We start from the raw sequence: 25,979 nt of genomic DNA, 5'->3' as shown, positions 1-25,979 counted from the left end.
CGGGTACGAGACCGAGGGCCCTGGCCCAAAGGGTGGTGCAGGCCGCACACTGGCGGCGGCACCACCCGGCACAAGCCGACCGACAACGGAGGAGAACGACGTGGGGACCGTAACGCTCGGCGTTTCGATCGCGGTCCCGGAGCCCTACGGCAGCCTGCTCCAGGAGCGGCGCGCCGGCTTCGGGGACCCGGCCGCCTACGGCATCCCCACGCACGTCACCCTGGTCCCGCCGACCGAGGTCGCGGAGGAGCGGCTGCCGGAGATCGAGGCGCACCTCGCGGGTGTCGCCGCCGACCACCAGCCGTTCCCCGTGCGCCTCAAGGGCACCGGGACGTTCCGGCCGCTCTCGCCGGTCGTCTTCGTGAAGGTGGAGGAGGGCGTGCCCCTCTGCACCCGGCTCCAGGCCCGGATCCGGGACGAGTCCGGCCCGCTGGTGCGCGAGCTCCAGTTCCCGTACCACCCGCACGTCACCGTGGCGCACGGCATCTCCGAGGAGGGGATGGACCGGGCGTACGAGGAGCTCGCGGGCTACGAGGCGGCCTGGACGTGCCGCTCCTTCGCGCTGTACGAGCAGGGCCCGGACGGGGTCTGGCGGAAGCTGTACGACTACGAGTTCGGCAGCGGCCGCCCCATCTCGGCGGTCCCGGCGCAGGGCGGCAGCCCGGTCGACACGCCGAGCCCCACCGCGTAGCGCCGTCCCGCCCGGAGCGGTACGCCACACCGCCGGGAGCCGTACGTCACATCGGCAGGCGCCGGAACAGCGGCCTCGGCACGTGCCGTACCGCCGCCATCACCATCCGCAGCGCCCCCGGCACCCACACCGTCTCCGAGCGGCGCCGCAGCCCCAGCTCGATCGCGGTCGCGACCGCCTCCGGGGTCGTCGCGAGCGGCGCCTCGGCGAGCCCGGCCGTCATCTTCGAGCGCACGAACCCCGGCCGGACGACCATGACGTGCACCCCGGTCCCGTGCAGCGCGTCCCCGAGGCCCTGGGCGAAGGCGTCGAGGCCCGCCTTCGAGGAGCCGTAGATGAAGTTGGCGCGGCGGGCCCGCTCGCCCGCCACCGAGGACAGCACCACCAGCGAGCCGTGCCCCTGCGCCTGGAGCGCGCCCGCGCACACCAGCCCGGCCGAGACGGCGCCCGTGTAGTTGGTCTGGGCGACGCGGGCGGCGGCCACCGGGTCGGACTCGTCCCGCGCCTGGTCCCCGAGGACCCCGAAGGCGAGCAGCACCATGTCGATGTCGCCCTCGGTGAAGATCTTCCCGAGCCGCTCCTCGTGCGACTCGGTGTCGAGCGCGTCGAAGGGCACGGTCCGCACGTCCGCGCCGAGCGCGCGCAGCGACTCCGCGGCGGCGGTCAGCGCGGGGGAGGGGCGCCCGGCGAGCCAGACGGTACGGGTCCGGCGGGCGATCAGCCGGCGGGCGGTGGCGAGCCCGATCTCCGAGGTGCCGCCGAGGACGAGCAGGGACTGCGGGGCACCGAAGGCGTCCTTCACGGGAACTCCTAGAGGTCGAGACGGCGGGCGAGGTCGGAGGTGAAGACGGACCGGGGGTCGAGCTCGGCGCGCAGCGCCCGGAAGGCGTCGAGCCGCGGATACATGGCGGCCAGCGTCTCCGGCCGCACCCGGGAGTCCTTGGCGAGGTAGACCCGGCCGCCCGCGCCCACGACCTCCTCGTCCAGCGCGTCGAGGAACGCGCCGAGCCCGGGGAGCCCGGTGGGCAGGTCGAGCGCGAGGGTCCAGCCGGGGAGCGGGAAGGAGAGCCAGCCGGGGTCGCCCGCGCCGAAGCGCTTGAGCACGGCGAGGAACGAGGGGCAGCCGCGGTCCGCGATCCGCCGCACCACCCTCCGCAGGGCCTCCTCCTGCCCGTACGGGACGACGAACTGGTACTGGACGAAGCCCTCGCGGCCGTAGATCCGGTTCCAGTGCGGGATGCCGTCCAGCGGGTGGAAGAAGGCCGACAGCGACTGGACGGCGCCGGTGCTCCGGCGGGGGGCCCTGCGGTACCAGAACGCGTTGAAGAGCCCGACGCTGCCGCGGCCGAGGAGCCCGCCGGGGACGTACGGGGGAGGGGCGGGCAGCCGTCCCGGCCGGAAGGCGAGCGGGGCGCGGCGGGCCCGGTGGCGGCGGGGCAGCGCGTCGTACGGGGTGTGGTCGCCGCGGGTGAGGACCGCGCGCCCGGTGGCGGAGCCCCGGGCGAGCAGGTCGATCCAGGCGACGGAGTAGCGGTAGCGGTGGTCGGTCGCCGTCAGCCGGGCCATCAGCTCGTCGAGGTCGCGGGCGCGCTCGGTGTCCACGGACACGTACGCGGTCTCGACGGGCAGCAGCCGCAGGGTGGCGGAGAGGATCACCCCGGTCAGGCCCATGCCGCCGGTGGTGGCGTCGAAGAGCGGGGTGCCGGGCAGCACGGTCCGGACCTCCCCGTCGGCGGTGAGGAGTTCGAGCGAGGTCACGTGCCGGCCGAAGGAGCCGGAGAGGTGGTGGTTCTTGCCGTGGATGTCGGCGCCGATCGCCCCGCCGACGGTGACGTAGCGGGTGCCGGGGGTGACGGGCACGAACCAGCCGAGCGGCAGCAGCGCCGTCATCAGCCGGTGCAGGCTGACGCCGGCCTCGCAGACGACGAGACCGGCGGCGGTGTCGACGGAGAGGACGCGGTCGAGGCCGGTCATGTCGAGGACGGTGCCGCCGGCGTTCTGGGCGGCGTCGCCGTAGGCGCGGCCCAGGCCGCGGGCGATCGTGCCGCGGGCCGGGCCGGCGCGGAGGGCGTCGACGGCCGCGACGGCCTCGGCCCGGCCGCGGGGCCGTTGCACGCGCGCGAGGGTCGGGGCGGTGCGTCCCCAGCCGGTGATCGCTTCGCAGTCCTCGTCCAGGAGGCGGGTGTCGACAGCCATGAGGGTGACCGTATAGCCGCGTCTGTGGCTTATGCCGGTATTGCATGGCGGTTCGTCGAAATGGGTGATTAAAGGAGTGTCAGGAAAGAGTGCCCGTGCCCTCGGCCGCGCCCCGCGCCACAGTCGCCCTGACCGAGCCGGACGACGAGGCGCGACAGGGGACGAACACGGATGCGCGACGCACGACCGACCGTGACCGGGCGACCCGACGAGACGGGCGGGAGGCCCTGGGCCCTCGCCGAGCGGCGCGCCCTGGGCGCCATGCGCGCCCACGGGCGCCGCCCCCCGGTCGCCGTCCTCGCCCGGGCGCTCTCCACCGGCGGGGAGCACGGCGCCCTCTGGCTGGCGGCCGGGCTGACCGCCGCCGCCCTCGACCCGGCCCGCCGCGACGGCTGGCTGCGGGGCACCGCCCTGATCGCCGCCGCGCACCTGACGAGCATGGGCGTCAAACGCCTGGTGCGGCGGCCGCGGCCCGACCCGGAGACCTACCGGCCGCTCGTGCGCACCGCCGGCCGGCACTCCTTCCCCAGCTCCCACGCGGCCTCCGCCGCCGCTGCCGCCGTCGCCTTCGGCGTGCTCCACCCGCCCGCCGGCCGGATCGCCGCCCCGCTCGCGACCGCCCTGTGCGTCTCCCGGCTCGTCGTCGGCGTCCACTACCCGACCGACGTGGCCGCGGGCGCCCTGCTCGGCGCGGCCACCGCCGCCGCGGGCCGCCGGCTGCTCGTCCCCGCCACGCGCGCGCGTGGGGAGGTCCGGCCGTGACCGAGCGCGCCGGGGCCGCCGTACTCGCCGCGCCCACCGCCGTACCGGACGGCGCTCCCGTGCGTACGCCGCTCGGTCCCGCGCTCGGGCTGCTCAGGACCGCCCGGCCCCGCCAGTGGGTCAAGAACGTGCTCGTGCTCGCCGCGCCCGTCGCCGCCGGGCGGCTCGACTCCTGGCAGACCGGCGCCCGACTCGCCCTGGTCTTCGCCCTGTTCACGGCCGCCGCGTCCGCCGTCTACCTCCTCAACGACGCGCGAGACGCCGAGGCCGACCGCGCCCACCCCGTCAAACGCCACCGCCCGGTGGCGGCCGGGCAGGTCCCCGCGGGCCTCGCCGCCGGCACCGGCGTGCTGCTCGGCCTGGGCGCGGCCGTCGCCGCCGCACTGCTCTGCGGGGCCATGACGGCCGCCCTGCTCGCCGCTTACCTCGTCATGCAGGCCGCCTACTGCGTGCGGCTCAAGCACGTCCTCGTCGTCGACCTCGCGGTCGTCGCCACCGGCTTCCTGATGCGCGCGATGATCGGCGGGGTGGCGCTCGGCATCCCGCTGTCCCGCTGGTTCCTCATCACCACCGGCTTCGGGGCGCTCTTCATGGTCGCGGCGAAGCGGTACTCCGAGGCCGTGCAGATGGAGGGCGCCGAGGGTGCCACGCGCGCGCTGCTCACCCGGTACACCACGGGCTACCTGCGGTTCGTCTGGCAGCTCGCGGCCGGTGCCGCCGTCCTCGGCTACTGCCTGTGGGCCCTGGAGGCGGGCCCGGCGGAGACGCTCCTGCCGTGGCGTCAGCTCTCCATGGTCGCCTTCATCCTCGGAGTGCTGCGGTACGCGGTCTTCGCCGACCGGGGCACCGCGGGCGCCCCCGAGGACGTCGTCCTGCGCGACCGGCCGCTGGTGGTCATCGGGCTCGCGTGGGCGGCGATGTACGGGATGTCGCTCGTGGGACTGTGAGCCCCGCCGGGGGATTCTCGTACCGGGACCGACGCACGGTCGTCCCGCGGTCGCCGTACCCGGGGGCACGCACACCGAACGAGGGGCAGGCGCAGGAGATGGAGCGGTCGAGGGGCAGGGGTACGACATGGACTGGCTGACGAGACTCCCCGTCATCGGCCCGTGGGTCGTCCGCTTCATGCGCACCCACGCGTGGCGCGCGTACGAGACCCTCGACGAGGCCCACTGGACCAGGCTCGCCGCCGCGATCACCTTCCTCTCCTTCCTCGCCCTCTTCCCGCTGATCACCGTGGCCGCCGCGATCGGCGCCGCGCTGCTCAGCAAGGACCAGCTCGACCGCATCGAGGAGAAGCTCGGGGAGCAGGTGCCCGGCATCTCCGACCAGCTCGACATCGGCTCGCTCGTCGCCAACGCCGGCACCGTCGGACTCGTCGCCGGCGCGATCCTGCTCGTCACCGGCATCAGCTGGATCGGCTCCATGCGGGAGTGCCTGCGCGCGGTGTGGGGGCTCGACGACATCGAGGGCAACCCGGTCCTGCTCAAGGGCAAGGACGGGCTCATCCTCCTCGGTCTCGGCGGCGTCGCCCTCGCCTCGCTCGCCGCGTCCTGGCTCGGCTCCACCGCCGTCGGCTGGTCCGCCGACCGGATCGGCGTCTCCGGCGACGGGGCCGGCGGGGTCCTCCTCCAGGTCGCGGCCGTCCTGGTCGGCGTCGTCGCCGACTTCCTGATCCTGCTGTACGTGCTGACGCTGCTGCCGGGCGTGCACCCGCCGCGCCGCGCGCTGGTCGAGGCGGCGCTGATGGGGGCGGTCGGCTTCGAACTGCTGAAGCTGCTGCTCGGCGGCTATATGAAGGGCGTCGCGGCGAAGTCGATGTACGGGGCGTTCGGCGTGCCGGTCGCCCTGCTGCTGTGGATCAACTTCACCGCGAAGCTGCTGCTGTTCTGCGCCGCGTGGACGGCTACGGATTCACGTCGGGAGTCCGCTCCGAGCGACGACGCCGGCCCTGCGCCCCGGCCAGCGGCCAGCGGCGGTTGACCAGGAAGACCGCCCCGGCGAGCAGCACGAGCACGCCGCCCGCCACGGCCAGCGCGATCCCGACACCGCCGGACTTCTCGGCGACCGCCGCCTGGACGGGCCCGTCCGGCGCGTTCTTGCCGGGGGCGGGCGCGGTGCCCGTGTCCGGGGCGGACGTCCCGGTACGGGCGGACCTCGGCGGCACCAGCTCGCCGACCGGCGTCACCTTCCCGGCCGCCGCGAAGCCCCAGTCGAGCAGCCGGGCGGCCTCGCGGTAGACCGCGTGCTGCTCCTTCGACGAGGGGTTCATGACGGTGACGAGCAGCACCTTGCCGTTGCGCTCGGCGACCCCGGTGAAGGTGGCGCCCGCGTGGGTGGTGTTGCCGTTCTTGACCCCGGCGATGCCCTGGTACGGGGCGACGCCGAGGTCACCGGTGAGCAGCCGGTTGGTGTTCTGGATCTCGAAGGTCTCGCGCTTCTTGCCCGGCTTCTGCTCGCCGGGGAAGGCGGCCCGCGGCGTGGCGGCGTACTCGCGGAAGTCCGGGTTCTGCATGCCGTCGCGGGCGATCAGTGTCAGGTCGTACGCGGAGGAGACCTGGCCCGGGGCGTCGTAGCCGTCCGGGGAGACGACGTGGGTGTCGAGCGCCTGGAGCTCGGCCGCCCGGTCGTTCATGTCCTTCACGGTCTGCCGCAGGCCGTTGTTCATGCTGGTCAGCACGTGTACGGCGTCGTTACCGGAGCGCAGGAAGACGCCGAGCCACAGGTCGTGGACGCTGTAGGTCTGCTTCTCCTTGATGCCGACCAGGCTGGAGCCCTCGCCCATCCCGGCCAGGTCCGCGGGGGCCACCAGGTGGTTCTGGGTGCGGGGGAACTTCGGCAGCAGGGTGTCCGCGAAGAGCATCTTGAGGGTGGACGCGGGGGCGAGCGGCCAGTGCGCGTTGTGCGAGGCGAGGATCTGGCCGTTCTCCGCGTCGGCGACGATCCAGGACCGGCCGGACAGCTCCTTCGGCAGGACCGGGGCGCCGGGGCCCAGCTTCACCTGCGTCCCGGGGGTGCCGAGCAGGGGACCGCCGACCGAGGACATCGCGGCGGGCGGCTTGGGCTGCTGCTTCTCCTTGTCGTCCTTCGGGTCCGCGTGGGCGGGCCCGGCGGCGACGAGGGGAAGAAACAGAGCAGCGGCGACCGCCCAAGCGGTCTTCTTCGAAGCAGACACGGTCGTGAACGTACAGGTACGGAAGAGCGATCCGAACCCCGGCTGGCGGTTCGCGCGGGCTCGTCCACCCGGACGCGGGGCCGTGGAGGCGCACGGTGATACTGGGGTCATGAAGCTCAGCGGCCGCGTCTCCTGGTTCCTGCTCGCGTTCGGGGTGTGGAGCTGGTTCATCTGGATCACCTTCGTCAAGAACCTCTGGAACGACGGGAGCGGCCTCGCCTTCGACGACGCGGGCGACCCGACCGCCTACTTCTGGGTTCATCTGCTGCTCGCCGTCACGTCCTTTGTCCTGGGGACGGTGATCGGGGTGCTCGGGTTGCGTGGAGTGCGCGCCGCGCGCCGCGCGGACGGCTAGAACCGCGCGAGCGGTGACAAGAGGGGGTTCCGGGACGTGGTCGTCTTCCTGCTGGTTCTGATCGTGGTGCTCGCGCTGCTCGTCGCGGTCCACCGCTATGTGTGGCAGCGCCTCGTGCGTGACGTCACGACGCGCGGCGGCCTGCCGCGCCGCCTGGGCACGGCCGCCGTCGTGGCCCTGCCGCTGCTCTCCGTCGCGGCCCTGGTCTCCTCCCGCGCCGGAGCGCCCTTCACGCTCCAGCAGGCGGTCGCCTGGCCCGGGTTCCTGTGGCTCGCGCTGCTCCTGTACCTGACCCTGGCCCTGCTCGTCGGCGAGGCCGTCCGGCCCGCCCTGCGCGCCTGGCTGGTCCGGCGGGACGCGAGGGCGACGGCGCCGGCGGGGACGCCCGTACCGGCACCGGCACCGGCACCGGCACCGGCACCGTCCCCGGTCCCGGACACTGCACCGGCAGCGGAGACGCTCCCCGAGGCCCCAGCCCCCGCGAACCCTGCCCCCGAGGCCTCCGAGACCCCCGCCGACGTCTCCCGGCGGCTCTTCGTCTCCCGGGTCGTGGGCGGCACCGCCGCCGCCGTCGCCGTCGGGACCGTCGGCTACGGGACGTACGGCGTCCTGCGCGGCCCCCGGATCAAGCGGGTCACCGTCCCGCTCGCCAAGATCCCGCGCGCCGTCCACGGCTACCGGATCGCCGTCGTGTCCGACATCCACCTCGGACCGATCCTGGGCCGCGCCCACACCCAGCGCATCGTGGACACGATCAACTCCGCCCAGCCCGACCTGATCGCCGTCGTCGGCGACCTCGTCGACGGCACGGTCCAGGACCTCGGCTCCGCCGCCGAGCCGCTCGCCCGGCTCCGTGCCCGCCACGGCTCCTTCTTCGTGACCGGCAACCACGAGTACTTCTCCGGCGCCGACGCCTGGGTCGACCACGTCCGCGAGCTGGGCCTGCACCCGCTGCGCAACGAGCGCGTGGAGATCGCGGCCGGCTTCGACCTCGCCGGTGTCGACGACGTCGCCGGGGAGAGCGAGGGCCACGGTCCCGACTTCGGGCGGGCGCTCGGCGACCGCGACCGGGCCCGCGCCGCCGTCCTCCTGGCGCACCAGCCGATCGTCGTCCACGACGCCGTACGCCACGGCGTGGACCTCCAGCTCTCCGGCCACACCCACGGCGGTCAGCTCTGGCCCGGCAACTACCTCGCCGAACTGGCCAACCCGACCGTCGCCGGGCTCGAACGCTACGGGGACACCCAGCTGTACGTGTCCCGGGGCGCGGGCGCCTGGGGCCCTCCGGTCCGGGTCGGCGCCCCCTCCGACATCACGATCGTCGAACTCGCCTCGAAACAGGCGTAAATGGGGCAGGGTCACTCCCTGCTCCGAGACCGATACGTGCTGCTCATCGACTTAAATTCGCATTTCCCGGACATATACCTGTGGTGTGAAAGTTTTCTCTTCCACTTGTGAAATCGGTGTGATGGGATGACGCCATCGCGACGATTCCGGGGGGTTGTCGCAGCTGGGGTGGACGAAAAAAGGAAGCACGGCAATGCGGTCGACGGTCCGTCTGCGGATCCTCATCACTTGTGGAGTACTGGTGGCCGCCGGAGTCGGGGGCTGGCAACTCCTGCCCTCCGACGCCGGCAGGACCGACCCGATCAGCGTCGGCACAACCGACGAGGTCACTTCACTGGACCCGGCCGGCGCGTACGACGCCGGTTCCTGGGCCATGTACAGCAACGTTTTCCAGTCTCTGCTGACGTTCAAGCCGGGGTTCACGACCCCGGTCCCCGACGCCGCCGAGAGTTGCAAGTTCGTGGGCACCAAGCTCACTACCTATCAGTGCACGCTCCGTGACGACCTCTCGTTCTCCAACGGGCGCAAGGTCACCGTCGAGGACGTCAAGTACTCCTTCGAGCGGATGCTGCGCATCAAGACGGACGTCGGTCCGCAGCCCCTCTTCCCGACGCTGAAGAGCGTCTCGGCCGAGGGCCGCACCGTCACCTTCCACCTGAGTGCCCGGGACGCCACGTTCCCGCTGAAGGTGGCCACGGGTGCCGGTTCGATCGTCGACAAGGACAAGTACCCGGAGAAGGCGCTGCGCTCGGGCGCGGCGGTCGACGGATCCGGGCCGTACGTCCTCAAGGAGTACAAGCCGGGCAAGACCGCGCTCCTGGAGCCCAACCCGAACTACCGGGGCGCCGTCGTCAAGAAGGGCGGCCCGGTCCTCGTGAAGTACTACGCGCAGTCCGAGGACCTCGCCAACGCCTGGCGGGCGAAGGACGTCCAGGTGACGCACCGGCAGCTCCCGCCGGACTTCCTCTCCTCCCTGGACACCAAGGACGGGACGCGGCTCACCGAGGCGGAGAGCGCCGAGATCCGCAACCTCGTCTTCAACGTCCGGCCCGGCACGCCCATGGCGGACAAGGCCGTACGGCAGGCGGTCGCCGCGGTCCTGGACCGCCCGGCGATCACCACGGGCGCGTACAAGGGCACGGTCGAGCCGCTGTACTCGCTCATCCCGCAGGGCTTCGTCGGGCACAGCACCGCCTTCTACGACGCCTACCCGGAGCCGAGCGCCAAGACGGCGAAGAAGATCCTGAAGGACGCCGGGATCAAGACCCCGGTGAAGTTCAGCTTCGGCTACCGCAAGGACGCCACCTACGCCGCCGAGACCGTCGAGATCAAGCGGCAGCTGGAGGAGACCGGCCTCTTCGAGGTCGAGGCGGTGGAAATCAAGTGGACGGAGTTCCAGAAGGCGTACGCGAAGGGCACCTATGACGCGTACACCGTCGGCTGGCTCCCCGACTTCCCCGACTCCGACAGCTTCACCGCGCCGCTCGTCGGCACCGAGAACACCCTGCACAACGAGTTCTCCAGCAAGCGGATCGACCGGCTGATCTCGTCGACCCAGCAGTACAGCGACCGGTCGCGCGCGACCGCCGACTTCAAGGCGATCCAGAGCGAGGTCGCCACCGACGTCCCGCTCGTCCCGATCTGGCAGAAGAAGGACTACGTCCTCTCCGCCGAGGCGGTCGCCGGCTCCCAGTACCTCACGGACGGTACGGGCATCTGGCGCCTGTGGGAGCTCAGCTGGATCTAGTCTTCTGAGTCAGGAGACTAGGGTCCGTACGGCCCTTCACGCCGGGCCCGGCCCCGTCCGACGCGAACCGTCGGACGGGGCCGGGCCCGTTCTCACGAGGTCTCCGGCGCCTTCGGGTCGGCCCGCTTCCTGGGCTTGCCCGAGGCCGCCATTCCGGCTGCCGTGGGCATGAAGTCGGAGAGCAGCTCGTGGGTCTCCTTGACCAGCGGGCGCAGGATGCGGAACCGGGAGAGCGAGATCGCGCGGGCGGTGACCGGCGCGAGGCGCTCCACCAGGCGGCGGCTGTTGGCGGCGCCCTCGGAGCGGTCGTACACCCAGAACAGCACCAGGCCCATCTGCTGGAGCCAGAGCAACTGCGGGAGGGCTTCGGCCAGTTCCGGGTCGACCTTCACGGAGGCCCCGGAGATGACCCGCCGGTGGACCTCGATCGCCGCCTCGCGCGGGCCCTCGGACTCCGGCGAGAACGGGCTGAGCGGGCTGTCCGGGTCGGCGGCGTTCTTGAAGAACTGGGACGCGAACTCGTGGTACGGCTCGGCGATGTCGAGCCAGCCGAGGTAGACCCCGCGGATGCGGGCCGTGAGGTCCTTCTCGCCGCCGGTCAGGATGGACTCGACGGCCGCCTGGTGCTCCTCGGCGATCCGGTCGTAGAAGCCCTGGACGAGGTGCTCCTTGGACGAGAAGTAGTAGTACGCGTTCCCGACGGAGACTCCGGCCTCCTGGGCGATGGCCCGCATCGTCGTCTTGTCGTAACCGCGCTCCCTGAACAGCCGGAGCGCGGTTTCGAGGATGAGCGTGCGGGTCTGCTCGCTCTTCGGGGCCTTCTTCTCGTCGGCCTGCTTCTCTTCCTTCACGTCCTTCACGGGACCGAGCCTAACCGGGCGGACCGGGCACCTCGCAGTGCCCGTCGTCGCAGGGTCCGCCGTCGGCGCCGGGTCCCTTGAGGGCCTCGCGCCACTTCGCCGCCGCGAGGACCGTCATCCGGGCGAAGGGCTGCCCGGCGGGGGTGGCCAGCCAGTGGGCCTTGGCCCGGTGGTCGGCGAGCGCCCAGAGGCAGACGATCCAGGCGGCGGTCTCCCGGTAGACCTGCCCCCGGTCCCCGACCACGGTGATCTCCCGCAGGGTGGCGGCGTGGTCGAGGTCCGGGAAGCGGCGCCCGGCCTCCTGCGAACCGGCCGGTACGAGGTCGAGCGGGACGAGCTGCCGCTGGCGCAGCAGCCAGTGCCTGAGGTGGACGCAGAGCGGGCAGTCGGCGTCGTACAGCACCGTCAGATGGCCCACGGGGGTCGCCACGGCGGTCAGCGCTGCGGCGCGGGCGGGGCCCAGGGGCCGGCCTTGGGCGCCGCGGTCCAGCCGTGCGGGCCGACCGGCGGCACCTGTTCGCGCTCCATGACGCCCCGGCGCCGGATCTTGTTGAGCACGTACACGTTCGCGAGGTGCATGACGCCCAGGACCAGCAGCACGACTCCGAGCTTGACGGAGAGCGCCTCGAAGAGCGCGCGGGCGTCGAGGACGGCGGCGTCCTGGCTCAGGTAGAGGGCGACGAAGCCGAAGTTGACGAGGTAGAAGCCCACCACCAGGAGGTGGTTGACCGCTTCGGCGAGCTTCTCGTTCCCGTGCAGGACGTCCGCGAGGAAGATCCTTCCGTTGCGGCTGAGCGTGCGCGCGACCCAGACGGTCAGAGCCACGCTGATCAGCAGGTAGACGATGTACGCGATGACAGTGAGGTCCATGCCCCACCCTCCCTTGAACGCGTTCAAAAGCTGGCGGTCCTGACTGTAGACCTCTCTTTGAACGTGTTCAAGTCCAGGGGGAAACCCGCTGGCCGCCCCCGGGGACACCCCTTAGGGTCGGCGGGTGACTCTCTCTCATGACACGGCCGGACACGGCCCCTCGACCGTCCTCCTGCTGCACTCCGGGGTCTGCGACCGCCGGATGTGGGACGGCCAGTTCCAGGCGCTCGCCGAGGCGGGACACCGGGTCGTCCGCTGCGACCTCCGCGGCTTCGGCGAGAGCCCCGTCGACGCCCGGCACACCCACGCCGACGACGTCCGGGACCTCCTCGACCACCTCGGCGCCGACCGCGCGGCCGTGGTCGGCTCCTCCTTCGGGGGCTGCGTCGCCCTGGAGTTCGCCGCCCGCAACCCCGGCCGCGTCTCCGCCCTCGCCCTGCTCGGCTCCAACATCCCCGGCTTCGCGCCCAGCGACGAACTGCGCGCCTGGGGCGCCCGCGAGGACGCGCTGCTCGACGCGGGCGACCTCGACGCCGCCGTCGAACTCAACGTCGACACCTGGCTCGGCCCCGACGCGGGACCCGAGGCCCGCGCCCTCGTCCGCGCGATGCAGCGCCGCGCCTTCGACGTCCAGCTCGCCGCGCCCGAGGAGTTCCACCCCGTCGACCCCGAGGTCACCCGGGACGAACTCGCCGGGATCGCGGTCCCCGCCCTGGTGGCCTCCGGCGGTCACGACGTCCCCGACTTCCGGGCCGTCGCCGACGACCTCGCCGGACTGCTCCCCGCAGCCCGCCGCGTCGACCTCGACTGGGCGGGACACCTCCCGGCCCTGGAACGCCCGGCCGAGACGGCCCGCCTCCTCACGGACTTCCTGAAGGAGACCCTCTAGGCCGCGTCCGTACCCGCCGGCATCGCTCAGGCGAGCCGGCGCACCCCCGGCACCAGCACCGTGGCCAGGCAGCAGCCGCCCACCGCCACCGCGGCGGCGACCAGCGGCACCCCGGGGCCCCAGGCCGAGGCGGCGAGCGGGGCCAGGACGTATCCCAGGGGCATCGCGGCCAGCGAGAGCAGCCAGTCGTACGAGGTGACCCGCGCCAGCGCGTGCGCGGGCACCTCGCGCTGGACGGCGGTCGACCACACGGGCGACAGGAAGCCGAGCCCCGCCTGCGCGAGGCCGTACGCGGCGATCGTCACCGGGGCGGGCGCGGCGACCGCGAGCAGGACCAACGGCAGGGCGTACGTGGCGAGTCCGAGGTTCGCCACGAGGACCGGGCGCCGGGGGCTGACCCGGTCGGCGAGCAGCGCCCCGAGCAGGAACCCGACGGCGCCGACCTGGAGCAGGACGACCCAGGTGGTGCCGCCCCCGAGCCGCTGCACGGCCACGGCGGGACCGAGGGTCATCAGGACGGCCGCGGCGCCGTTCCACGCGCTGTGGCCGATGAGGCTGCTCCAGTACCAGTCCCGGGAGCGGACCTCCCGCCAGCCCTCCATCAGGTCGGCCCGGAGCGAGCGGCGCGGGACGGCCACCCGCTCCACCCGCACCGCCGTCAGGAGCAGGGCGCTGACGGCGAAGGTGGCCGCGTCGAGCACGAACGCCCAGCCCGGCCCCACGGTCAGGACGAGGGTGCCCGCGAGCGCCGGCCCGCCCAGCCGTCCGGCGCTCTGGGCGACGCTCATCGCCGCGTTGGCCCGGTGCAGCGACCCGGCGGGCACCGTCCCCTTCACGAGCGGCGAGCTGGTCGGCATCGCGAACGCCCCCGCCGCGCCGCCGAGCGCCTCGGCGACCGCCAGCACGGCGAGGCTCGGGGCGCCGCCGAGCAGCTGGACGCCGACGACGAGCTGGGTGACGCACCGGACGAGGTCGGTGGTGAGCGCGACCGTGCGGGCGTCGAACCGGTCGCCCACGACCCCGCCCAGCGGCAGCAGGAGCAGCTTGGGCACCATCGCGCAGCCGAGGACCAGGGCGAGCGCGGAGGTGGAGCCGGTGGCCTCCAGGACCGCGAGGGCGAGGGCGGCCGGGATGGCGGCGTCGCCCAGGAGGGAGAGCGCCCGACCGGTGAAGAGCAGCCGGAAGGAGCGGGTGCGCAGGGGGTGCGGGAGGGGTAGGGGTGCCGTGTCGGGAGCAGCCGTCATACCCGCAAGCTATTTCGGAACCGAATGGTTCGTCAACGAAATATTAGGTAACGAAGTAGTTCGAGGTGGGGGAGCGGGAGCGGCGACGTACGATCGGGCCATGGAGCCGACGGAAGCGACCGACCCCCCGGAGGCGACCCCCGTGCGGCGCGACTGGACCGACGGGCACGTCGCCCGCTGGAAGCCCGTCCTGCCCGGGCTCGACCCCGTCGTCGAGGGGGCCGTCACCCGGATGAAGAAGCTCTCCGTGCACCTGCGGCGGGTCAGGGAGCAGTCCCTCGTCGACTTCGACCTGGAGCGCCACGAGTTCGACACCCTGCACAAGATCGCCGGCCGCGGCGGCAGCGCCGCCCCCTCCGAACTCGCGCAGGACCTCGACCTGGCCCCCGCCTCCGTCTCCGGCCGCCTCGACGCCCTGGAGAAGCGCGGCTTCGTCCGCCGTACCCCGTCCACCACCGACCGCCGCCGGGTCGTCGTCGAACTCACCGGGACCGGCCGCGAGACCTGGCTCGGCGCGATGGACGTCCTGGGCGACGAGGAGTACCGCCTGCTCGGCGTCCTCACCCCCGAGGAGCGGACCCTCCTCAACGACATGCTCCGCCGGATCATGACCGAGGCGGAGTCCACCGAACCGCCGCACTCCTGGCACGGCTGACACCCCGGCCCGGGCCCGCCCCGCACGGTCTTCCGGGCGGACCCTGCTCCGGACGCGCACTCACATGCTCAGCGACCGCGCGTAGTTGAGCTGCCCCATCACCCAGTGGATGGTGTCCGGGCCCCGCGCCGGGATCATCGTCGCGTGGTGACGGCCCCCGCTGGTCACCGTGACCTGGATGAAGCCCGTCGTCGTCTTCTCCTTCATCAGCAGGAACAGCAGTCCCAGCAGACAGAAGAGGAAGAAGATGACGGCCAGCACGATCGCGACCGTGGGCAGCTTCTCCTCGGTCCGCGACATGTCCATCGCGTTCCACACGGAGCCCTTGAGGGGCATCGCCCCGGCCGGCGTGATGATCTGGTCGCCGACCACGGTGATGTCACCCAGGCTCAGCAGCGGCGCACCCCCGCCCGCCATGCCCGCCTGCGGCACCGGCAGGTGCTGCGGGGGGACGGGCACGCCCTCGGGCATGGTCGGCTGGTACCCCGGAGCCTGCGGGTAGCCGTAGCCCGGCGTTCCCGCCTGCTGGCCCGGCCCCCACTGGTAGTCCTCCGGCTTGTAAGGGTTCGGATCGCTCATATCCCCGTCCTCCACAACGAAAAAGCCCGCTCCTGCACGCCGCAGCGTACAGAAGCGGGCCGAAGCACCGGACCCGGAGGTCAGAAGCGACGCGTGATCAGCGCGCGCTTGACCTCCTGGATCGCCTTCGTGACCTCGATGCCACGCGGGCAGGCGTCCGTGCAGTTGAACGTCGTGCGGCAGCGCCACACGCCGTCCTTGTCGTTCAGGATCTCCAGGCGCTGCTCGCCCGCCTCGTCACGCGAGTCGAAGATGAAGCGGTGCGCGTTGACGATCGCGGCCGGACCGAAGTACTGGCCGTCGTTCCAGAAGACCGGGCAGGACGACGTGCACGCGGCGCACAGGATGCACTTGGTGGTGTCGTCGAAGCGCTCGCGGTCCTCGGCGGACTGCAGGCGCTCGCGGGTCGGCTCGTTCCCCTTGGTGACCAGGAACGGCATGACGTCCCGGTACGCCTGGAAGAACGGCTCCATGTCGACCACGAGGTCCTTGAGGACCGTCAGGCCCTTGATGGCCTCGACCGTGATCGGCTTCTCGGGGTTGATGTCCTTGATCAGCGTCTTGCAGGCGAGCCTGTTCTTGCCGTTGATCCGCATCGCGTCCGAGCCGCAGATGCCGTGCGCGCAGGAGCGACGGAAGGTCAGCGTCCCGTCGACGTCCCACTTGATCTTGTGAAGGGCGTCGAGCACACGCTCCTTCGGGTCGATCTCGATCTGGAAGTCCTCCCAGACCGCGGCGTCCGACACCTCGGGGTTGAAGCGGCGGACCCGCATCGTGACCGTGATGTACGGGGAGGCGGCGGACTCCGCCTCGACCTTGTCCAGTACGGGGGTAGCCATCAGTACTTACGCTCCATCGGCTGGTAGCGGGTCGTCACGACCGGCTTGTAGTCGAGACGGACGGTCTCGGAGCCGTCCTCGCCGACCTCGCGGTACGCCATGGTGTGGCGCATGAAGTTGACGTCGTCGCGGTTGGGGTAGTCCTCGCGGTAGTGACCGCCGCGGGACTCCTTGCGCGCCAGGGCCGAGACGGCCATGACCTCGGCCAGTTCGAGCAGGTTGCCCAGCTCGATGGCCTCCAGGAGGTCGGTGTTGAAGCGCTTGCCCTTGTCCTGGATGGACACGTTCTCGTAGCGCTCGCGCAGCTCGGCGATCTTCTCGACGGCCGTCTTGATGGTCTGCTCCGTACGGAACACCATCACGTTGGCGTCCATCGTCTCCTGCAGCTCACGGCGGATGTCGGCGACCCGCTCGTGACCCGTGGAGTTGCGCAGCTTCTCGATCGTCGCGACGACGAGGGACTCCGGGTTCTCCGGCAGCTCGACGTAGTCGTGCTTGGCGGAGTACTCGGCCGCGGCGATGCCGGAGCGCTTGCCGAAGACGTTGATGTCGAGCAGCGAGTTCGTGCCCAGACGGTTGGCGCCGTGCACGGAGACACAGGCGACCTCGCCGGCCGCGTACAGGCCCGGGACGACGGTGGTGTTGTCCGAGAGGACCTCACCCTCGACGTTGGTCGGGATGCCGCCCATGGCGTAGTGCGCGGTGGGCTGGATCGGGATCGGGTCCGTGTACGGCTCGATGCCGAGGTACGTACGGGCGAACTCGGTGATGTCCGGGAGCTTGGCGTCGAGCTGCTCCGGCGGGAGGTGCGTCAGGTCCAGGTAGACGTGGTCGCCCTCGGGACCGCAGCCGCGGCCCTCGCGGATCTCCGTGTAGATGGAGCGGGAGACGACGTCACGGGACGCGAGGTCCTTCATGACCGGCGCGTACTTCTCCATGAAGCGCTCGCCGTCCTTGTTGCGGAGGATGCCGCCCTCACCGCGGGCGCCCTCCGTCAGCAGGATGCCCATGCGCCAGATGCCCGTCGGGTGGAACTGGAAGAACTCCATGTCCTCCAGGGGCAGACCGCGGCGGTAGCAGGCGGCCTGGCCGTCACCGGTCAGGGTGTGGGCGTTGGAGGTCACCTTGAAGAACTTGCCGGTGCCGCCGGAGGCGTAGATGACGGCCTTGGCCTGGAAGATGTGGATCTCGCCGGTGGCCAGCTCGTACGCGACGACGCCCGCGGAGTGCTTGACCCCGTCGACCTCGGTGATCAGCTGGTCGAGGACGTAGAACTCGTTGAAGAACTCCACGCCCTCCTTGACGCAGTTCTGGTACAGCGTCTGGAGGATCATGTGGCCGGTGCGGTCCGCGGCGTAGCAGGACCGGCGGACCGGGGCCTCGCCGTGGTTGCGGGAGTGACCGCCGAAGCGGCGCTGGTCGATGGTGCCGTTCGGGGTGCGGTTGAACGGCAGGCCCATCTTCTCCAGGTCGAGGACGGCGTCGATGGCCTCCTTCGCCAGGATCTCGGCGGCGTCCTGGTCGACCAGGTAGTCACCGCCCTTGACCGTGTCGAAGGTGTGCCACTCCCAGTTGTCCTCCTCCACGTTCGCCAGCGCGGCGGCCATGCCGCCCTGCGCGGCGCCCGTGTGGGAGCGGGTGGGGTAGAGCTTCGTCAGCACGGCGGTGCGGCTGCGCTTCGTCGACTCGATGGCCGCGCGCATGCCGGCGCCACCGGCGCCGACGATGACGGTGTCGTACTTGTGGATCTTCATGAGTGGATTACCTCAGCCCCGTGCCTAGCGGATGTTCGGGTCGAAGGTGAAGATCACCAGCGTGCCCAGAAGGATGGTGAACACCGTGGCGGTGTACAGCAGGCCCTTGAGCCACAGGCGCGTGTTGGCCCGCTCCGCGTAGTCGTTGATGACGGTGCGGAGGCCGTTGGCGCCGTGCAGCATGGCGAGCCAGAGCATCAGCAGGTCCCAGACCTGCCAGAACGGGGACGCCCAGCGGCCCGCCACGAAGGCGAAGCCGATCTTGGAGACGCCGCCGTCCAGGAAGAGCTGGATCAGCAGGTGGCCGAGGACCAGGACGACGAGCACGATGCCCGAGAGGCGCATGAAGAGCCACGCGGCCATCTCGAAGTTGCCGCGGGTCGCGCGCGGCGTCTTGCCGGTGCGCTTGCGCGGGGCCTCGATGAACGGCGCGGGGTTGTCCACGTCGTAGTGGGCGCCGCCCTCGACGGGGCCGATCGCGGCGGAGGTCGTGTCAGCAGACATGAGTGGCGTCAGCTCCCGAACAGTTCACGTGCGGCGTGGCCGAGGACGGGGTACAGCGAGCCCGCCATCAGGACGACCCAGATGCCCACGACGGTCCAGAGCATCTGCTTCTGGTAGCGCGGGCCCTTGGACCAGAAGTCCACGGCGATGACACGGAGACCGTTCAGCGCGTGGAAGAGGATGGCGGCGACGAGGCCGTACTCCAGAAGAGCGACGATCGGCGTCTTGTAGGTCGCGACGACCTCGTCGTACGCCTCGGGGGAGACGCGGACGAGAGCGGTGTCCAGCACGTGTACGAACAGGAAGAAGAAGATGAGGACGCCGGTGACTCGATGAGCCACCCAGCTCCACATTCCTTCCCGGCCGCGGTACAGCGTTCCAGCCGGCACGGAAAAACCCTCCGGGAGCGGGGATCAGGGTCGGCCGGCTTCTCTGTCGGTTCGACCCGGCCGGGTACGGTCCACCGGCCCCGGTCATCGTAGCGACGACTCGTCGGTTCGCTCGCGCGGGGTCCATCGGTGTGATCAAACAGGCACGGACGGACTATCGCACAGGCTGGAATCGCCGCATTCCGGACGGAATCACGGTGCGGAGTGTCGCGGTGTGAGCCCTTCGGCGAGCCGGAAGGCCAGGCGGGCGCGGGCGAGCCGCCGCAGTTCCTCGGCCGCGATCACCCGTTCCTCCTCCGGTTCGTTGCCGAGACGTGACCGGATCCCCGCCAATACCTGGTCGAGACGCTCCCCGGGGCGCACTCCGTCGAGGCTGATCACGAACGCGTGTCCGAAGCTGCTCTCGTACGCGGCGTGGGCGGCCCGCAGCGCGGTGCGCGCCGCGGGCGGCGCGTCGGGGTGCGGCAGGGCCGAGGACTCGGCGGCCAGGGCGTCGTCGAGGTCGGCGCGGGACAGGTCGTACCCTGCCTCGTCGGCGGCGGCGAGCAGCGCGTCCACCGTCGGGTACGGGCGGTGCGCGGCCACCCGTTCGGCCCAGCGGTGGCTGTGGCAGCAGGAGAGGAGCAGGGCCTCGGCCTCGGCGGGGGAGGCGGCGTTGAAGCGGGTCAGCCCGTGCGGGGAGGGGCCCTTGTTCTGGGCGGGTATCGCGGGGGTGGCCGACGTGTCCGTGGAGCCCGGCTTCCGGCAGGGGACGTGGGTGTCGCTGGTCAGCGTGGGCTCCGGTACTCCGGGACGGGCGGGGCGGGTCGCGCGCGGGACGGGCGCGATGGGGTGGGTGTGACGCAACGTTATCGACGGGACGAGGGAAGTGTCCGACGGATGCGCGAATTTCACCCGGAAGGGAGAGTTTCGGAACACATCATGGACGAAAGGGTTCCGGTCGTCGCCCCGCACCGCCCCGGCCCGTCCCCCGATTGGCCGGACCGCCCGCCGTACGGGAGGATTCCGAATGATGCGGTACTCCATACGAGGGCCCCACAAGGGCCCCGCACTCCTGGCGACCGCGGTGGCACTGGTCACCGTGGCGGCCTGTTCGAACGGATCCCCGTCCGGAGCGGCGCCCCCCTCCGCCACCGGGAGTACGGGCACGAGCGCCGCGCCCACCAGCGCGCCGCCCCCGAGCCCGACCCCCACGCCGACGCCGACCCGGACCTACCCCCTCTCCGTGGCGCCCCGCACGGTGCCCGCGGTCCGCTCCCACGAGGCCGCCCGCGGCCCCGGCTGGAAGCCCGCGCCCACGGGCGGGGTCGTCCTCGCCGCGGACAGCGAGGGCCTCGCCGACGAGGGGAAGCTGCTCGCCGGGGAGCTCGGCGTCCCCTACCGGGGCGCGGCCGCCGCCGGACCGGGTGACGTCGAACTGGCCCTGGGCGGGAAGGGCGCCCCGGAGTCGTACGTCCTGACCGTCCGCGACGACCGGGTCCGGATCAGCGGCCCCGACGAGGCCGGCGTCTTCTACGGCACCCGCACCCTCAAGCAGTCCGTGAAGGCCACCGGCGCGATGCCCGAGGGCACCGTCACCGACCGCCCCGCGAAGCCGCAGCGCGGACTCAACGTCGACATCGCCCGCAAGCACTTCACGGCCGGCTGGATCGAGGACCGCATCCGGGAGATGGGCGACCTCAAGCTCAACCAGCTCGGCCTGCACTTCTCGGACGACCAGGGCTTCCGCATCGCCTCCGACAGCCACCCCGAGATCGTCTCCGCCCAGCACCTCACCAAGGCAGAGGTGCGCCGCATCCTGGCCCTGGCGGCCGGCCGGCACATCACCGTGGTCCCCGAGATCGACTCCCCGGGACACCTCGGGGCGGTCATCGCCGCCCACCCGGACCTCCAGCTGCGCAGCGCGGGCGGCCGCAGCCCGCGCGGGGCCGTCGACATCGCGAACCCGGCCTCGGCGAGGATCGTCGACGATCTGCTGCGCGAGTACACCCAGCTCTTCCCCGGGGCGTACTGGCACCTCGGCGCCGACGAGTACGTCGCCCTGATGGCCAAGGACCCCGAGGCCACCTACCCGCAGCTCGCCCGCGCCGCCCGCGCGAAGTACGGGGCGGACGCCCGCGTCCAGGACCTGGCCACCGGCTGGCTCAACGACCGCGCCGCCGTCGTCCGCCCCACCGGCAAGACCCTCAAGGCCTGGAACGACGGCTTCTTCCCCGGCGGGGTGGTGAGTGCGGCCGGTGACATCGAGGTCGAGTACTGGACGGGCAAGGAGATCGGCGCCCGGCCGCCCGTCCCGTATCTGAGCGCGGGCCGGAAGCTGGTCAACCTCAACGACGAGTACCTGTACTACGTCCTCGGCCAGCCCAACGACTTCACGTACCCCACCGGCCGCCGCATCTACGAGCAGTGGACACCGCTGGTCGTGCGCGGCACGAGCCCCGTCCCCGCGCGGTACGACTCCCAGATCCTCGGCGCCCGTTTCGCCGTCTGGTGCGACCTGTCGGGCGCCCAGACGCAGGCACAGGTGGCGGACGGCATCCGGATGCCGCTGACGGCGCTCGCGCAGAAGGTCTGGAATCCGGCGAAACCGGCGCTGACCTGGGAGCAGTTCAGGGCGCTGGCGGCGAAGGTGCGCTGATTCTCGTCGTGGACGCGATCGGTCCGGATCGCGTACGTTCCCCCGGCGGCGGCCGCTCGGCCGCCGCTCGTTCCTTGGGGGGAACCGCGTGCTCACGCTCAGAAATCCGAACGGCCTCGCGCATGCCGTCGTGGCCCTGCTGGCCGGCAACATCGTCTTCGACATCCTGCTCAGCCTCGAAGAGGTCCGCTATCTGACCGCCGACGAGGCGGACTCCTACGACCCGGACAGGCTCGGGACGCTCAACCTCGGCGTGCTCTACAGCCTGTCGATGATGGTGTACCTGGCGACCGGGATCGTCTTCATCGTCTGGTTCCACCGGCTGCGGAAGAACGCCGAGGTCTGGGCCGCCGACCTGCAGACCCGGACGCCGGGCTACGCCATCGGCGGCTGGTTCATCCCGCTCGCCAACTTCTGGATCCCGCGGGCCATCGCCGCCGAGATCTGGCGGGCCAGCCGCCGGGAGCCGTACGCCGCCGACGGTCGTGGAGAGCTGGCGCTGCTCAACAGTTGGTGGGTGTGCTGGATCGTCGCCACCCTGGCGAGCTGGGTCTCCGGCCAGATGTACGAGACGGCGGAGACCACCGGCGACTACACCACCGCCAGCCAGGGGTCCCTGGTCGGCTACGCGCTCGACGCCGCCGCCGCCGTCCTCGCCATCCTCTTCGTCCGGCGTCTGACCTCTATGCAGCACGCCAAGGCCACTGGCATGATTCCGGCCGCGCAGTGACGAAAAAGCGCCCCTCGGCGCAGTAGTGGAAGTACTGCGTCCGCATCGGGTGGCGAGGAGGCGTCCATGACGTCCGTGAGTTCGGCAACGGGCCGGAGCCTGCTGGAACTGATCGACGGGGCCGACGAACGGGGCCTGGCCGCGGCCGGACTCGCCTGCCTCGACCGCTGTCTGCCCCTGCTCGCCACCGACCGCGCGGACGCCCTGCGCCCCGTCTGGGCGGCCGTCGCCCGCGGCGACGGGGGCGCCTGGGGCGAGGCCGTCGCCAAGGCCCGGGTGGAGCTCGACGCCGACGCCTCGGCGGACGCCGGGGCCGTACGCGGCATGCTCGCGGACGCCCCGGCCGCCTGGACGGCCGACGCCCTGCGCGCCTGGGCCGGCGGATGCTCCGTCACCGCCCTCACCCTGCACGGGCGGTACGACGCCTCCGGAACCCCCGACGGCCTCGTCGAGCGCTGCCGGGCCGGGGACGCCGACGGCGCGGGCCCGCTGCTCGCCGGGGAGCTCCGCCGTCAGCAGGCCGTCCTCGAATCGGTGGCCCACGGCCCGACCGGACTGCGCCGGGCCCGTGAGCTCTCCGTCGAGGGCGGCCGGGTGCTGCGCGCGGTCGTCTCGCGCCGGGCCCGCACCGCCTGAACCCTCAGGAACCGTCCTCCGGCGCCGCGATCGTCGCCGAGGCGATCGTCTCGGCGATCTGCCGCTCCGCCGTCGCCTTGTCGAGGCCGAGACCGGTGAGGACGCCCTCGCCGTCCTCGTGCTCCAGGAGCGCGAGCAGGATGTGCTCGGTGCCGACGTAGTTGTGGCCCAGGCGCAGCGCCTCGCGGAACGTCAGCTCCAGGACCTTCTTCGCCGCCGCGTCGTACGGGACGAGCGCGGGCGCCTCGGCGGCGGCCGGCGGCAGGGTCGCCGTGAGGGCCTCGCGGACCTGCTCAGGGGTCACGCCCCGGGAGCCGATCCAGAGCGCCGCGAGCCCCTCGGGCTCGGCCAGCAGGCCGAGCGCCAGGTGGGCGGGGAGGATCTCGTCGTTCCCGGCGGCGGTGGCCTCGTTCTGGGAGGCCATCACCACGTTCCGCGCCCGGGGGGTGAAACGGCTGAACCCCGCGTTCGGGTCCATCTTCTCCGCGTCCGGCCCCTTGGGGACGAAGCGCTTCTGGGCCGCCTGGCGCGTGACGCCCATGCTGCGGCCGATGTCGGTCCAGGAGGCGCCGGAGCGCCGGGCCTGGTCCACGAAGTGGCCGATGAGGTGGTCGGCGACATCGCCGAGGTGGTCCGCCGCGATGACGGCGCCGGAGAGCTGCTCCAGGGCGTCGGGGTGGACCTTCTTGATCGCTTCGATGAGCTCGTCGAGACGGACGGGCACCTGCAGACCGACTGGATTCGTCATGAGTGCAACCCTAGGTTGACACCCTTGCACTGTCAACCGCCCGTTGACAGTGAAGAGGGTGCACCGCGCCCTGGGCAGGAGAAAGGCGCGAGAAACGCCTGAGAAAAGGGAAGAAGAGGGAGGAAATGGGAGACGACCGGGGCCGCCACCCCCCACAGGAGAGGCCCCGGTCGTCATCCACGGAGCCGCAGCACGGCTCCGTACTCCTTTCAGCGCCGGGCCCGCGATTTCTGTCACACCACGCACCCCCGCCCGAAGGTTGCAAGTTGCACGAAGAGTCCGGATCGCGTGGACGTGGCGCCGGGACACGACGTAGCGTGCAGATGCGCGAGGCGGCGTGGCGGTGGTGACCAGCCGCGATGAAGCGACGACGCGACCGACGAACAGGGTTTGGGGAGTGCTGGGGGACGACGCGGAGCTGACGGCCGCGGTGCTCGCTGCGCAGGACGGGGACGAGAACGCCTTCCGTACTGTGTATCGCGCCGTGCATCCACGGCTGCTCGGCTACATACGCACACTGGTCGGCGACGCCGACGCGGAGGACGTCGCCTCGGAAGCCTGGCTCCAGATAACCCGCGACCTCGACCGCTTCGACGGCGACGCCGACCGCTTCCGCGGCTGGGCGGCCCGGATCGCGCGCAACCGCGCCCTCGACCACATCAGGATGCGCGGCAGGCGGCCCGTCGTCGGCGGCGACGAGACCGAGCTGACCGACAAGCCCGCCGCCTCCGACACCGCGGGCGAGGCCCTGGAGGCGCTGGCCACCGGCCACACCATGGACCTGATCGCCCAGCTGCCGCAGGACCAGGCCGAGGCCGTCGTCCTGCGGGTCGTCGTCGGCCTGGACGCCAAGAGCGCCGCCGACGCCCTGGGCAAACGCCCCGGCGCGGTACGCACCGCCGCCCACCGCGGCCTCAAGAAGCTCGCCGAACTCCTCGGCGTCGACGACGGCACGGCGGGCCCGGACGATCCCGACGAGGCCGCCCTGCCACTGGACGGCGTGCCTCCGCAACGCGGCCGCGGGCTCGGTGCCGTGGCGCCCGGCGGTGTGACGCAATCACGTCCGCGTACGCAGAAGGACATGTGATGGCCGACGAGCGGTACCAGTGGCTCGACCAGGAGGCCGCGGAGCGGCTGCTCCGCGGCGAGCCGGTCGACCCGGTCGACGACCGCGCGCGCCGGGGGGCGGAACGCCTGGCCAAGGCCCTCGACACGGCCAGGACCCCGGACCTCCCGCCGGCCGTGCGCACCGAACTCCCCGGCGAGGCCGCCGCGCTCGCCGCGTTCCGGCAGACCGCCGCCGCGCGGTCCGCGGCGGCGAGGACCGGAGCCGCGACCGCCGCGACCGCCCGCGTGAACCGCGCCGGCCGGGCCGATCACGCCGATCTGGGACACGTACGCCTCTCGACCGTCACCGCCCCGGCCCGCCGCTGGGGACGTTCCGTGCGGTACGGGCTGGCCGCCGCGGTCGCCGCCGTCACGGTCGGCGGCGTCGCCGTCGCCGCGGGCACGGGCATGCTGCCGCTGGTGGGCCCCGCGCCCTCCACCTCGGTCACGGCCGGGGAGAGCGCCGACCCGCTCGTGTCCGCGGACCCCGGCATACGCGAGGACCCCGAAGCGCCCCCGACCCGGCCGGGCGACGGCGACGGCTCGCCCGGCGCGTCCCCCTCGGCCGGTACGGGTACGGGCACCACGGCGCCGCCGACCGGAGGCCCGGACGGGCGGGGCGGCGAAGGAACCCCGAAGCCCGGCAGGAGCGGTACGGCCGGCACGGAGAAGGACTCCGGGGGCACCGGCAAGGACTCCGGCGGCACCGGCAAGGACACGGGCGGTACGGGCACGGACGCCGGCACCACGCTCGCCCGCGAGAAGGCCGTCAGGGCCTGCCGGGCGTACCGCTCGGGGAAGCTCGACGCCACCGGCCGGACCCAGCTCACCGGCGCCCTGCGCGACGGCGAGACCCTGCGCCGCTACTGCGACCGGATCCTGGGAGGCGCCGCCACCGGAACGCCCGGGGAGACCGGCCAGGACGGATCCAAGGACGGGTCCGAGGACGATTCCCAGGACGACCCCAAGGGCGACAAGGAGACCGGCGGCAGCGGCGCCGGGAACGACCGGAAGGGCAGCGGCGGCAACGGCACCAGCGGCAACGGAAGCGGTGGCCGGTCCGCCGGAACGGCCTCCGGACTCACCGCCACGATCCCCCTCGACCTCGCCGTCACCGCACCCGCCGCACCCCGGGTGTAACACTTCCGGGCCCGGCGACGCAGTACGGAATGCCGACTGGTCATCGGCCGCGCAGTGAGCCGGGGTTCCCCCCGTACCTTCGGCTCCGCGCACCTGGCGCGGGTGGGACACGTTCCCCCGGTCC

Annotated in this window: 28 protein-coding genes; 14 read left to right on the top strand and 14 right to left on the bottom strand. The window is 72.4% G+C overall.

Annotation, left to right across the window (positions count from 1 at the left end; all coding sequences use genetic code 11):
- Positions 1-100 precede the first annotated feature (100 nt).
- Positions 101-691: a 2'-5' RNA ligase family protein gene (locus ASD33_RS01755; protein ID WP_056552085.1), complete on the top strand. Its 591-nt coding sequence runs from the start codon at positions 101-103 to the stop codon at positions 689-691.
- 46 nt (positions 692-737) lie between these two features.
- On the opposite strand, the gene ASD33_RS01750 is transcribed toward ASD33_RS01755, so the two are convergent.
- Both ASD33_RS01750 and ASD33_RS01745 read right to left on the bottom strand, forming a co-directional pair.
- Complete coding sequence (locus ASD33_RS01750) at positions 738-1,493, bottom strand: decaprenylphospho-beta-D-erythro-pentofuranosid-2-ulose 2-reductase (protein WP_056552081.1); 756 nt, start codon at positions 1,491-1,493, stop codon at positions 738-740.
- Positions 1,494-1,501: 8 nt separating this feature from the next.
- Positions 1,502-2,887, bottom strand: a complete 1,386-nt coding sequence (locus tag ASD33_RS01745; protein WP_056552078.1) for an FAD-binding oxidoreductase — start codon at positions 2,885-2,887, stop codon at positions 1,502-1,504.
- A 261-nt stretch (positions 2,888-3,148) separates the two neighbouring features.
- Here ASD33_RS01745 and ASD33_RS01740 point away from each other — a divergent pair, with 261 nt between their 5' ends.
- From ASD33_RS01740 to ASD33_RS01730, 3 genes are all read left to right on the top strand, one after another.
- Complete coding sequence (locus ASD33_RS01740; RefSeq protein WP_056553737.1) at positions 3,149-3,649, top strand: phosphatase PAP2 family protein; 501 nt, start codon at positions 3,149-3,151, stop codon at positions 3,647-3,649.
- Positions 3,646-4,596, top strand: a complete 951-nt coding sequence (locus tag ASD33_RS01735; protein WP_056552075.1) for a decaprenyl-phosphate phosphoribosyltransferase — start codon at positions 3,646-3,648, stop codon at positions 4,594-4,596. The genes ASD33_RS01740 and ASD33_RS01735 overlap by 4 nt, the downstream gene beginning before the upstream one ends.
- 127 nt (positions 4,597-4,723) lie before the next feature.
- Entirely contained in the window at positions 4,724-5,632 is a 909-nt protein-coding gene (locus tag ASD33_RS01730; protein WP_056552072.1) for a YihY/virulence factor BrkB family protein, read from the top strand.
- Here ASD33_RS01730 and ASD33_RS01725 read toward each other — a convergent pair.
- A complete protein-coding gene (locus ASD33_RS01725; protein WP_056552069.1) occupies positions 5,556-6,824 on the bottom strand; it encodes a D-alanyl-D-alanine carboxypeptidase in 1,269 nt (422 codons plus the stop codon). The genes ASD33_RS01730 and ASD33_RS01725 overlap by 77 nt on opposite strands.
- Positions 6,825-6,933: 109 nt before the next feature.
- Here ASD33_RS01725 and ASD33_RS01720 point away from each other — a divergent pair, with 109 nt between their 5' ends.
- From ASD33_RS01720 to ASD33_RS01710, 3 genes are all read left to right on the top strand, one after another.
- Positions 6,934-7,179, top strand: a complete 246-nt coding sequence (locus ASD33_RS01720) for a hypothetical protein (protein WP_056552067.1) — start codon at positions 6,934-6,936, stop codon at positions 7,177-7,179.
- Positions 7,180-7,215: 36 nt separating this feature from the next.
- The gene (locus ASD33_RS01715; protein WP_056552064.1) at positions 7,216-8,526 is read left to right on the top strand and encodes a metallophosphoesterase; all 1,311 of its coding nucleotides are present in this window, start codon (positions 7,216-7,218) and stop codon (positions 8,524-8,526) included.
- 193 nt (positions 8,527-8,719) lie between these two features.
- The gene (locus tag ASD33_RS01710) at positions 8,720-10,273 is read left to right on the top strand and encodes an ABC transporter substrate-binding protein (protein ID WP_056552061.1); all 1,554 of its coding nucleotides are present in this window, start codon (positions 8,720-8,722) and stop codon (positions 10,271-10,273) included.
- Between the two features lie 92 nt (positions 10,274-10,365).
- Here ASD33_RS01710 and ASD33_RS01705 read toward each other — a convergent pair whose 3' ends face one another.
- The 3 genes from ASD33_RS01705 to ASD33_RS01695 are packed head-to-tail and all read right to left on the bottom strand — an operon-like array spanning position 10,366 to position 12,003.
- On the bottom strand, positions 10,366-11,133 hold the full coding sequence (locus ASD33_RS01705) for a TetR family transcriptional regulator (protein ID WP_056552058.1): 768 nt from the start codon (positions 11,131-11,133) through the stop codon (positions 10,366-10,368).
- A 10-nt stretch (positions 11,134-11,143) separates the two neighbouring features.
- Positions 11,144-11,563 (bottom strand): DCC1-like thiol-disulfide oxidoreductase family protein, encoded by a 420-nt coding sequence (locus tag ASD33_RS01700; RefSeq protein WP_199863426.1) that lies wholly within the window; start codon positions 11,561-11,563, stop codon positions 11,144-11,146.
- 5 nt (positions 11,564-11,568) lie between these two features.
- Complete coding sequence (locus ASD33_RS01695) at positions 11,569-12,003, bottom strand: hypothetical protein (protein ID WP_056552055.1); 435 nt, start codon at positions 12,001-12,003, stop codon at positions 11,569-11,571.
- A 124-nt stretch (positions 12,004-12,127) separates the two neighbouring features.
- Between ASD33_RS01695 and ASD33_RS01690 the strand changes: the two genes are divergently transcribed.
- Positions 12,128-12,892, top strand: coding sequence for an alpha/beta hydrolase (locus ASD33_RS01690; RefSeq protein ID WP_056552052.1), 765 nt, complete (start codon positions 12,128-12,130; stop codon positions 12,890-12,892).
- A gap of 26 nt (positions 12,893-12,918) precedes the next feature.
- On the opposite strand, the gene ASD33_RS01685 is transcribed toward ASD33_RS01690, so the two are convergent.
- The gene (locus ASD33_RS01685) at positions 12,919-14,136 is read right to left on the bottom strand and encodes an MFS transporter (protein WP_056552049.1); all 1,218 of its coding nucleotides are present in this window, start codon (positions 14,134-14,136) and stop codon (positions 12,919-12,921) included.
- Positions 14,137-14,236: 100 nt separating this feature from the next.
- Between ASD33_RS01685 and ASD33_RS01680 the strand changes: the two genes are divergently transcribed.
- The gene (locus ASD33_RS01680; RefSeq protein WP_056552047.1) at positions 14,237-14,791 is read left to right on the top strand and encodes a MarR family transcriptional regulator; all 555 of its coding nucleotides are present in this window, start codon (positions 14,237-14,239) and stop codon (positions 14,789-14,791) included.
- Positions 14,792-14,851: 60 nt separating this feature from the next.
- Here the strand turns inward: ASD33_RS01680 and ASD33_RS01675 are convergent, their stop codons facing one another.
- The 6 genes from ASD33_RS01675 to ASD33_RS01650 all read right to left on the bottom strand — a co-directional run bounded on the left by ASD33_RS01675 (position 14,852) and on the right by ASD33_RS01650 (position 19,525).
- Positions 14,852-15,370, bottom strand: a complete 519-nt coding sequence (locus ASD33_RS01675) for a hypothetical protein (protein WP_056552044.1) — start codon at positions 15,368-15,370, stop codon at positions 14,852-14,854.
- An 80-nt stretch (positions 15,371-15,450) separates the two neighbouring features.
- The gene (locus ASD33_RS01670; RefSeq protein ID WP_056552041.1) at positions 15,451-16,209 is read right to left on the bottom strand and encodes a succinate dehydrogenase iron-sulfur subunit; all 759 of its coding nucleotides are present in this window, start codon (positions 16,207-16,209) and stop codon (positions 15,451-15,453) included.
- A complete protein-coding gene (sdhA, locus tag ASD33_RS01665) occupies positions 16,209-17,963 on the bottom strand; it encodes a succinate dehydrogenase flavoprotein subunit (RefSeq protein ID WP_056552036.1) in 1,755 nt (584 codons plus the stop codon). Before sdhA ends, ASD33_RS01670 begins: the two co-directional genes overlap by 1 nt.
- 24 nt (positions 17,964-17,987) lie before the next feature.
- Positions 17,988-18,467: a succinate dehydrogenase hydrophobic membrane anchor subunit gene (locus ASD33_RS01660; RefSeq protein WP_056552033.1), complete on the bottom strand. Its 480-nt coding sequence runs from the start codon at positions 18,465-18,467 to the stop codon at positions 17,988-17,990.
- A gap of 8 nt (positions 18,468-18,475) precedes the next feature.
- Positions 18,476-18,856: a succinate dehydrogenase, cytochrome b556 subunit gene (sdhC, locus tag ASD33_RS01655; RefSeq protein WP_015035721.1), complete on the bottom strand. Its 381-nt coding sequence runs from the start codon at positions 18,854-18,856 to the stop codon at positions 18,476-18,478.
- 192 nt (positions 18,857-19,048) lie between these two features.
- Complete coding sequence (locus ASD33_RS01650; RefSeq protein WP_107103626.1) at positions 19,049-19,525, bottom strand: 2-oxo-4-hydroxy-4-carboxy-5-ureidoimidazoline decarboxylase; 477 nt, start codon at positions 19,523-19,525, stop codon at positions 19,049-19,051.
- A 340-nt stretch (positions 19,526-19,865) separates the two neighbouring features.
- On the opposite strand from ASD33_RS01650, the gene ASD33_RS01645 reads away from it, so the two are divergent.
- From ASD33_RS01645 to ASD33_RS01635, 3 genes are all read left to right on the top strand, one after another.
- A complete protein-coding gene (locus ASD33_RS01645) occupies positions 19,866-21,494 on the top strand; it encodes a glycoside hydrolase family 20 protein (protein ID WP_056552031.1) in 1,629 nt (542 codons plus the stop codon).
- 88 nt (positions 21,495-21,582) lie between these two features.
- Positions 21,583-22,224 (top strand): DUF4328 domain-containing protein, encoded by a 642-nt coding sequence (locus tag ASD33_RS01640; RefSeq protein ID WP_056552026.1) that lies wholly within the window; start codon positions 21,583-21,585, stop codon positions 22,222-22,224.
- A gap of 75 nt (positions 22,225-22,299) precedes the next feature.
- Positions 22,300-22,860, top strand: a complete 561-nt coding sequence (locus ASD33_RS01635) for a hypothetical protein (protein ID WP_199863443.1) — start codon at positions 22,300-22,302, stop codon at positions 22,858-22,860.
- Between the two features lie 4 nt (positions 22,861-22,864).
- Here ASD33_RS01635 and ASD33_RS01630 read toward each other — a convergent pair whose 3' ends face one another.
- A complete protein-coding gene (locus ASD33_RS01630; RefSeq protein ID WP_056552021.1) occupies positions 22,865-23,608 on the bottom strand; it encodes a Clp protease N-terminal domain-containing protein in 744 nt (247 codons plus the stop codon).
- Between the two features lie 397 nt (positions 23,609-24,005).
- On the opposite strand from ASD33_RS01630, the gene ASD33_RS01625 reads away from it, so the two are divergent.
- Together ASD33_RS01625 and ASD33_RS01620 are read left to right on the top strand one after the other, a co-directional pair.
- Positions 24,006-24,695 carry an RNA polymerase sigma factor gene (locus tag ASD33_RS01625; protein ID WP_056552019.1) on the top strand — a complete coding sequence of 230 codons (690 nt, stop codon included), beginning with the start codon at positions 24,006-24,008 and terminating at the stop codon, positions 24,693-24,695.
- Positions 24,695-25,855 (top strand): hypothetical protein, encoded by a 1,161-nt coding sequence (locus tag ASD33_RS01620; RefSeq protein ID WP_056552016.1) that lies wholly within the window; start codon positions 24,695-24,697, stop codon positions 25,853-25,855. The genes ASD33_RS01625 and ASD33_RS01620 overlap by 1 nt, the downstream gene beginning before the upstream one ends.
- The last annotated feature ends 124 nt before the right edge of the window (positions 25,856-25,979 follow it).

The sequence above is a fragment of the Streptomyces sp. Root1304 genome (assembly GCF_001426405.1).
GTDB lineage: Bacteria > Actinomycetota > Actinomycetes > Streptomycetales > Streptomycetaceae > Streptomyces.
This window is presented reverse-complemented; position numbering and strand designations above follow the sequence as displayed.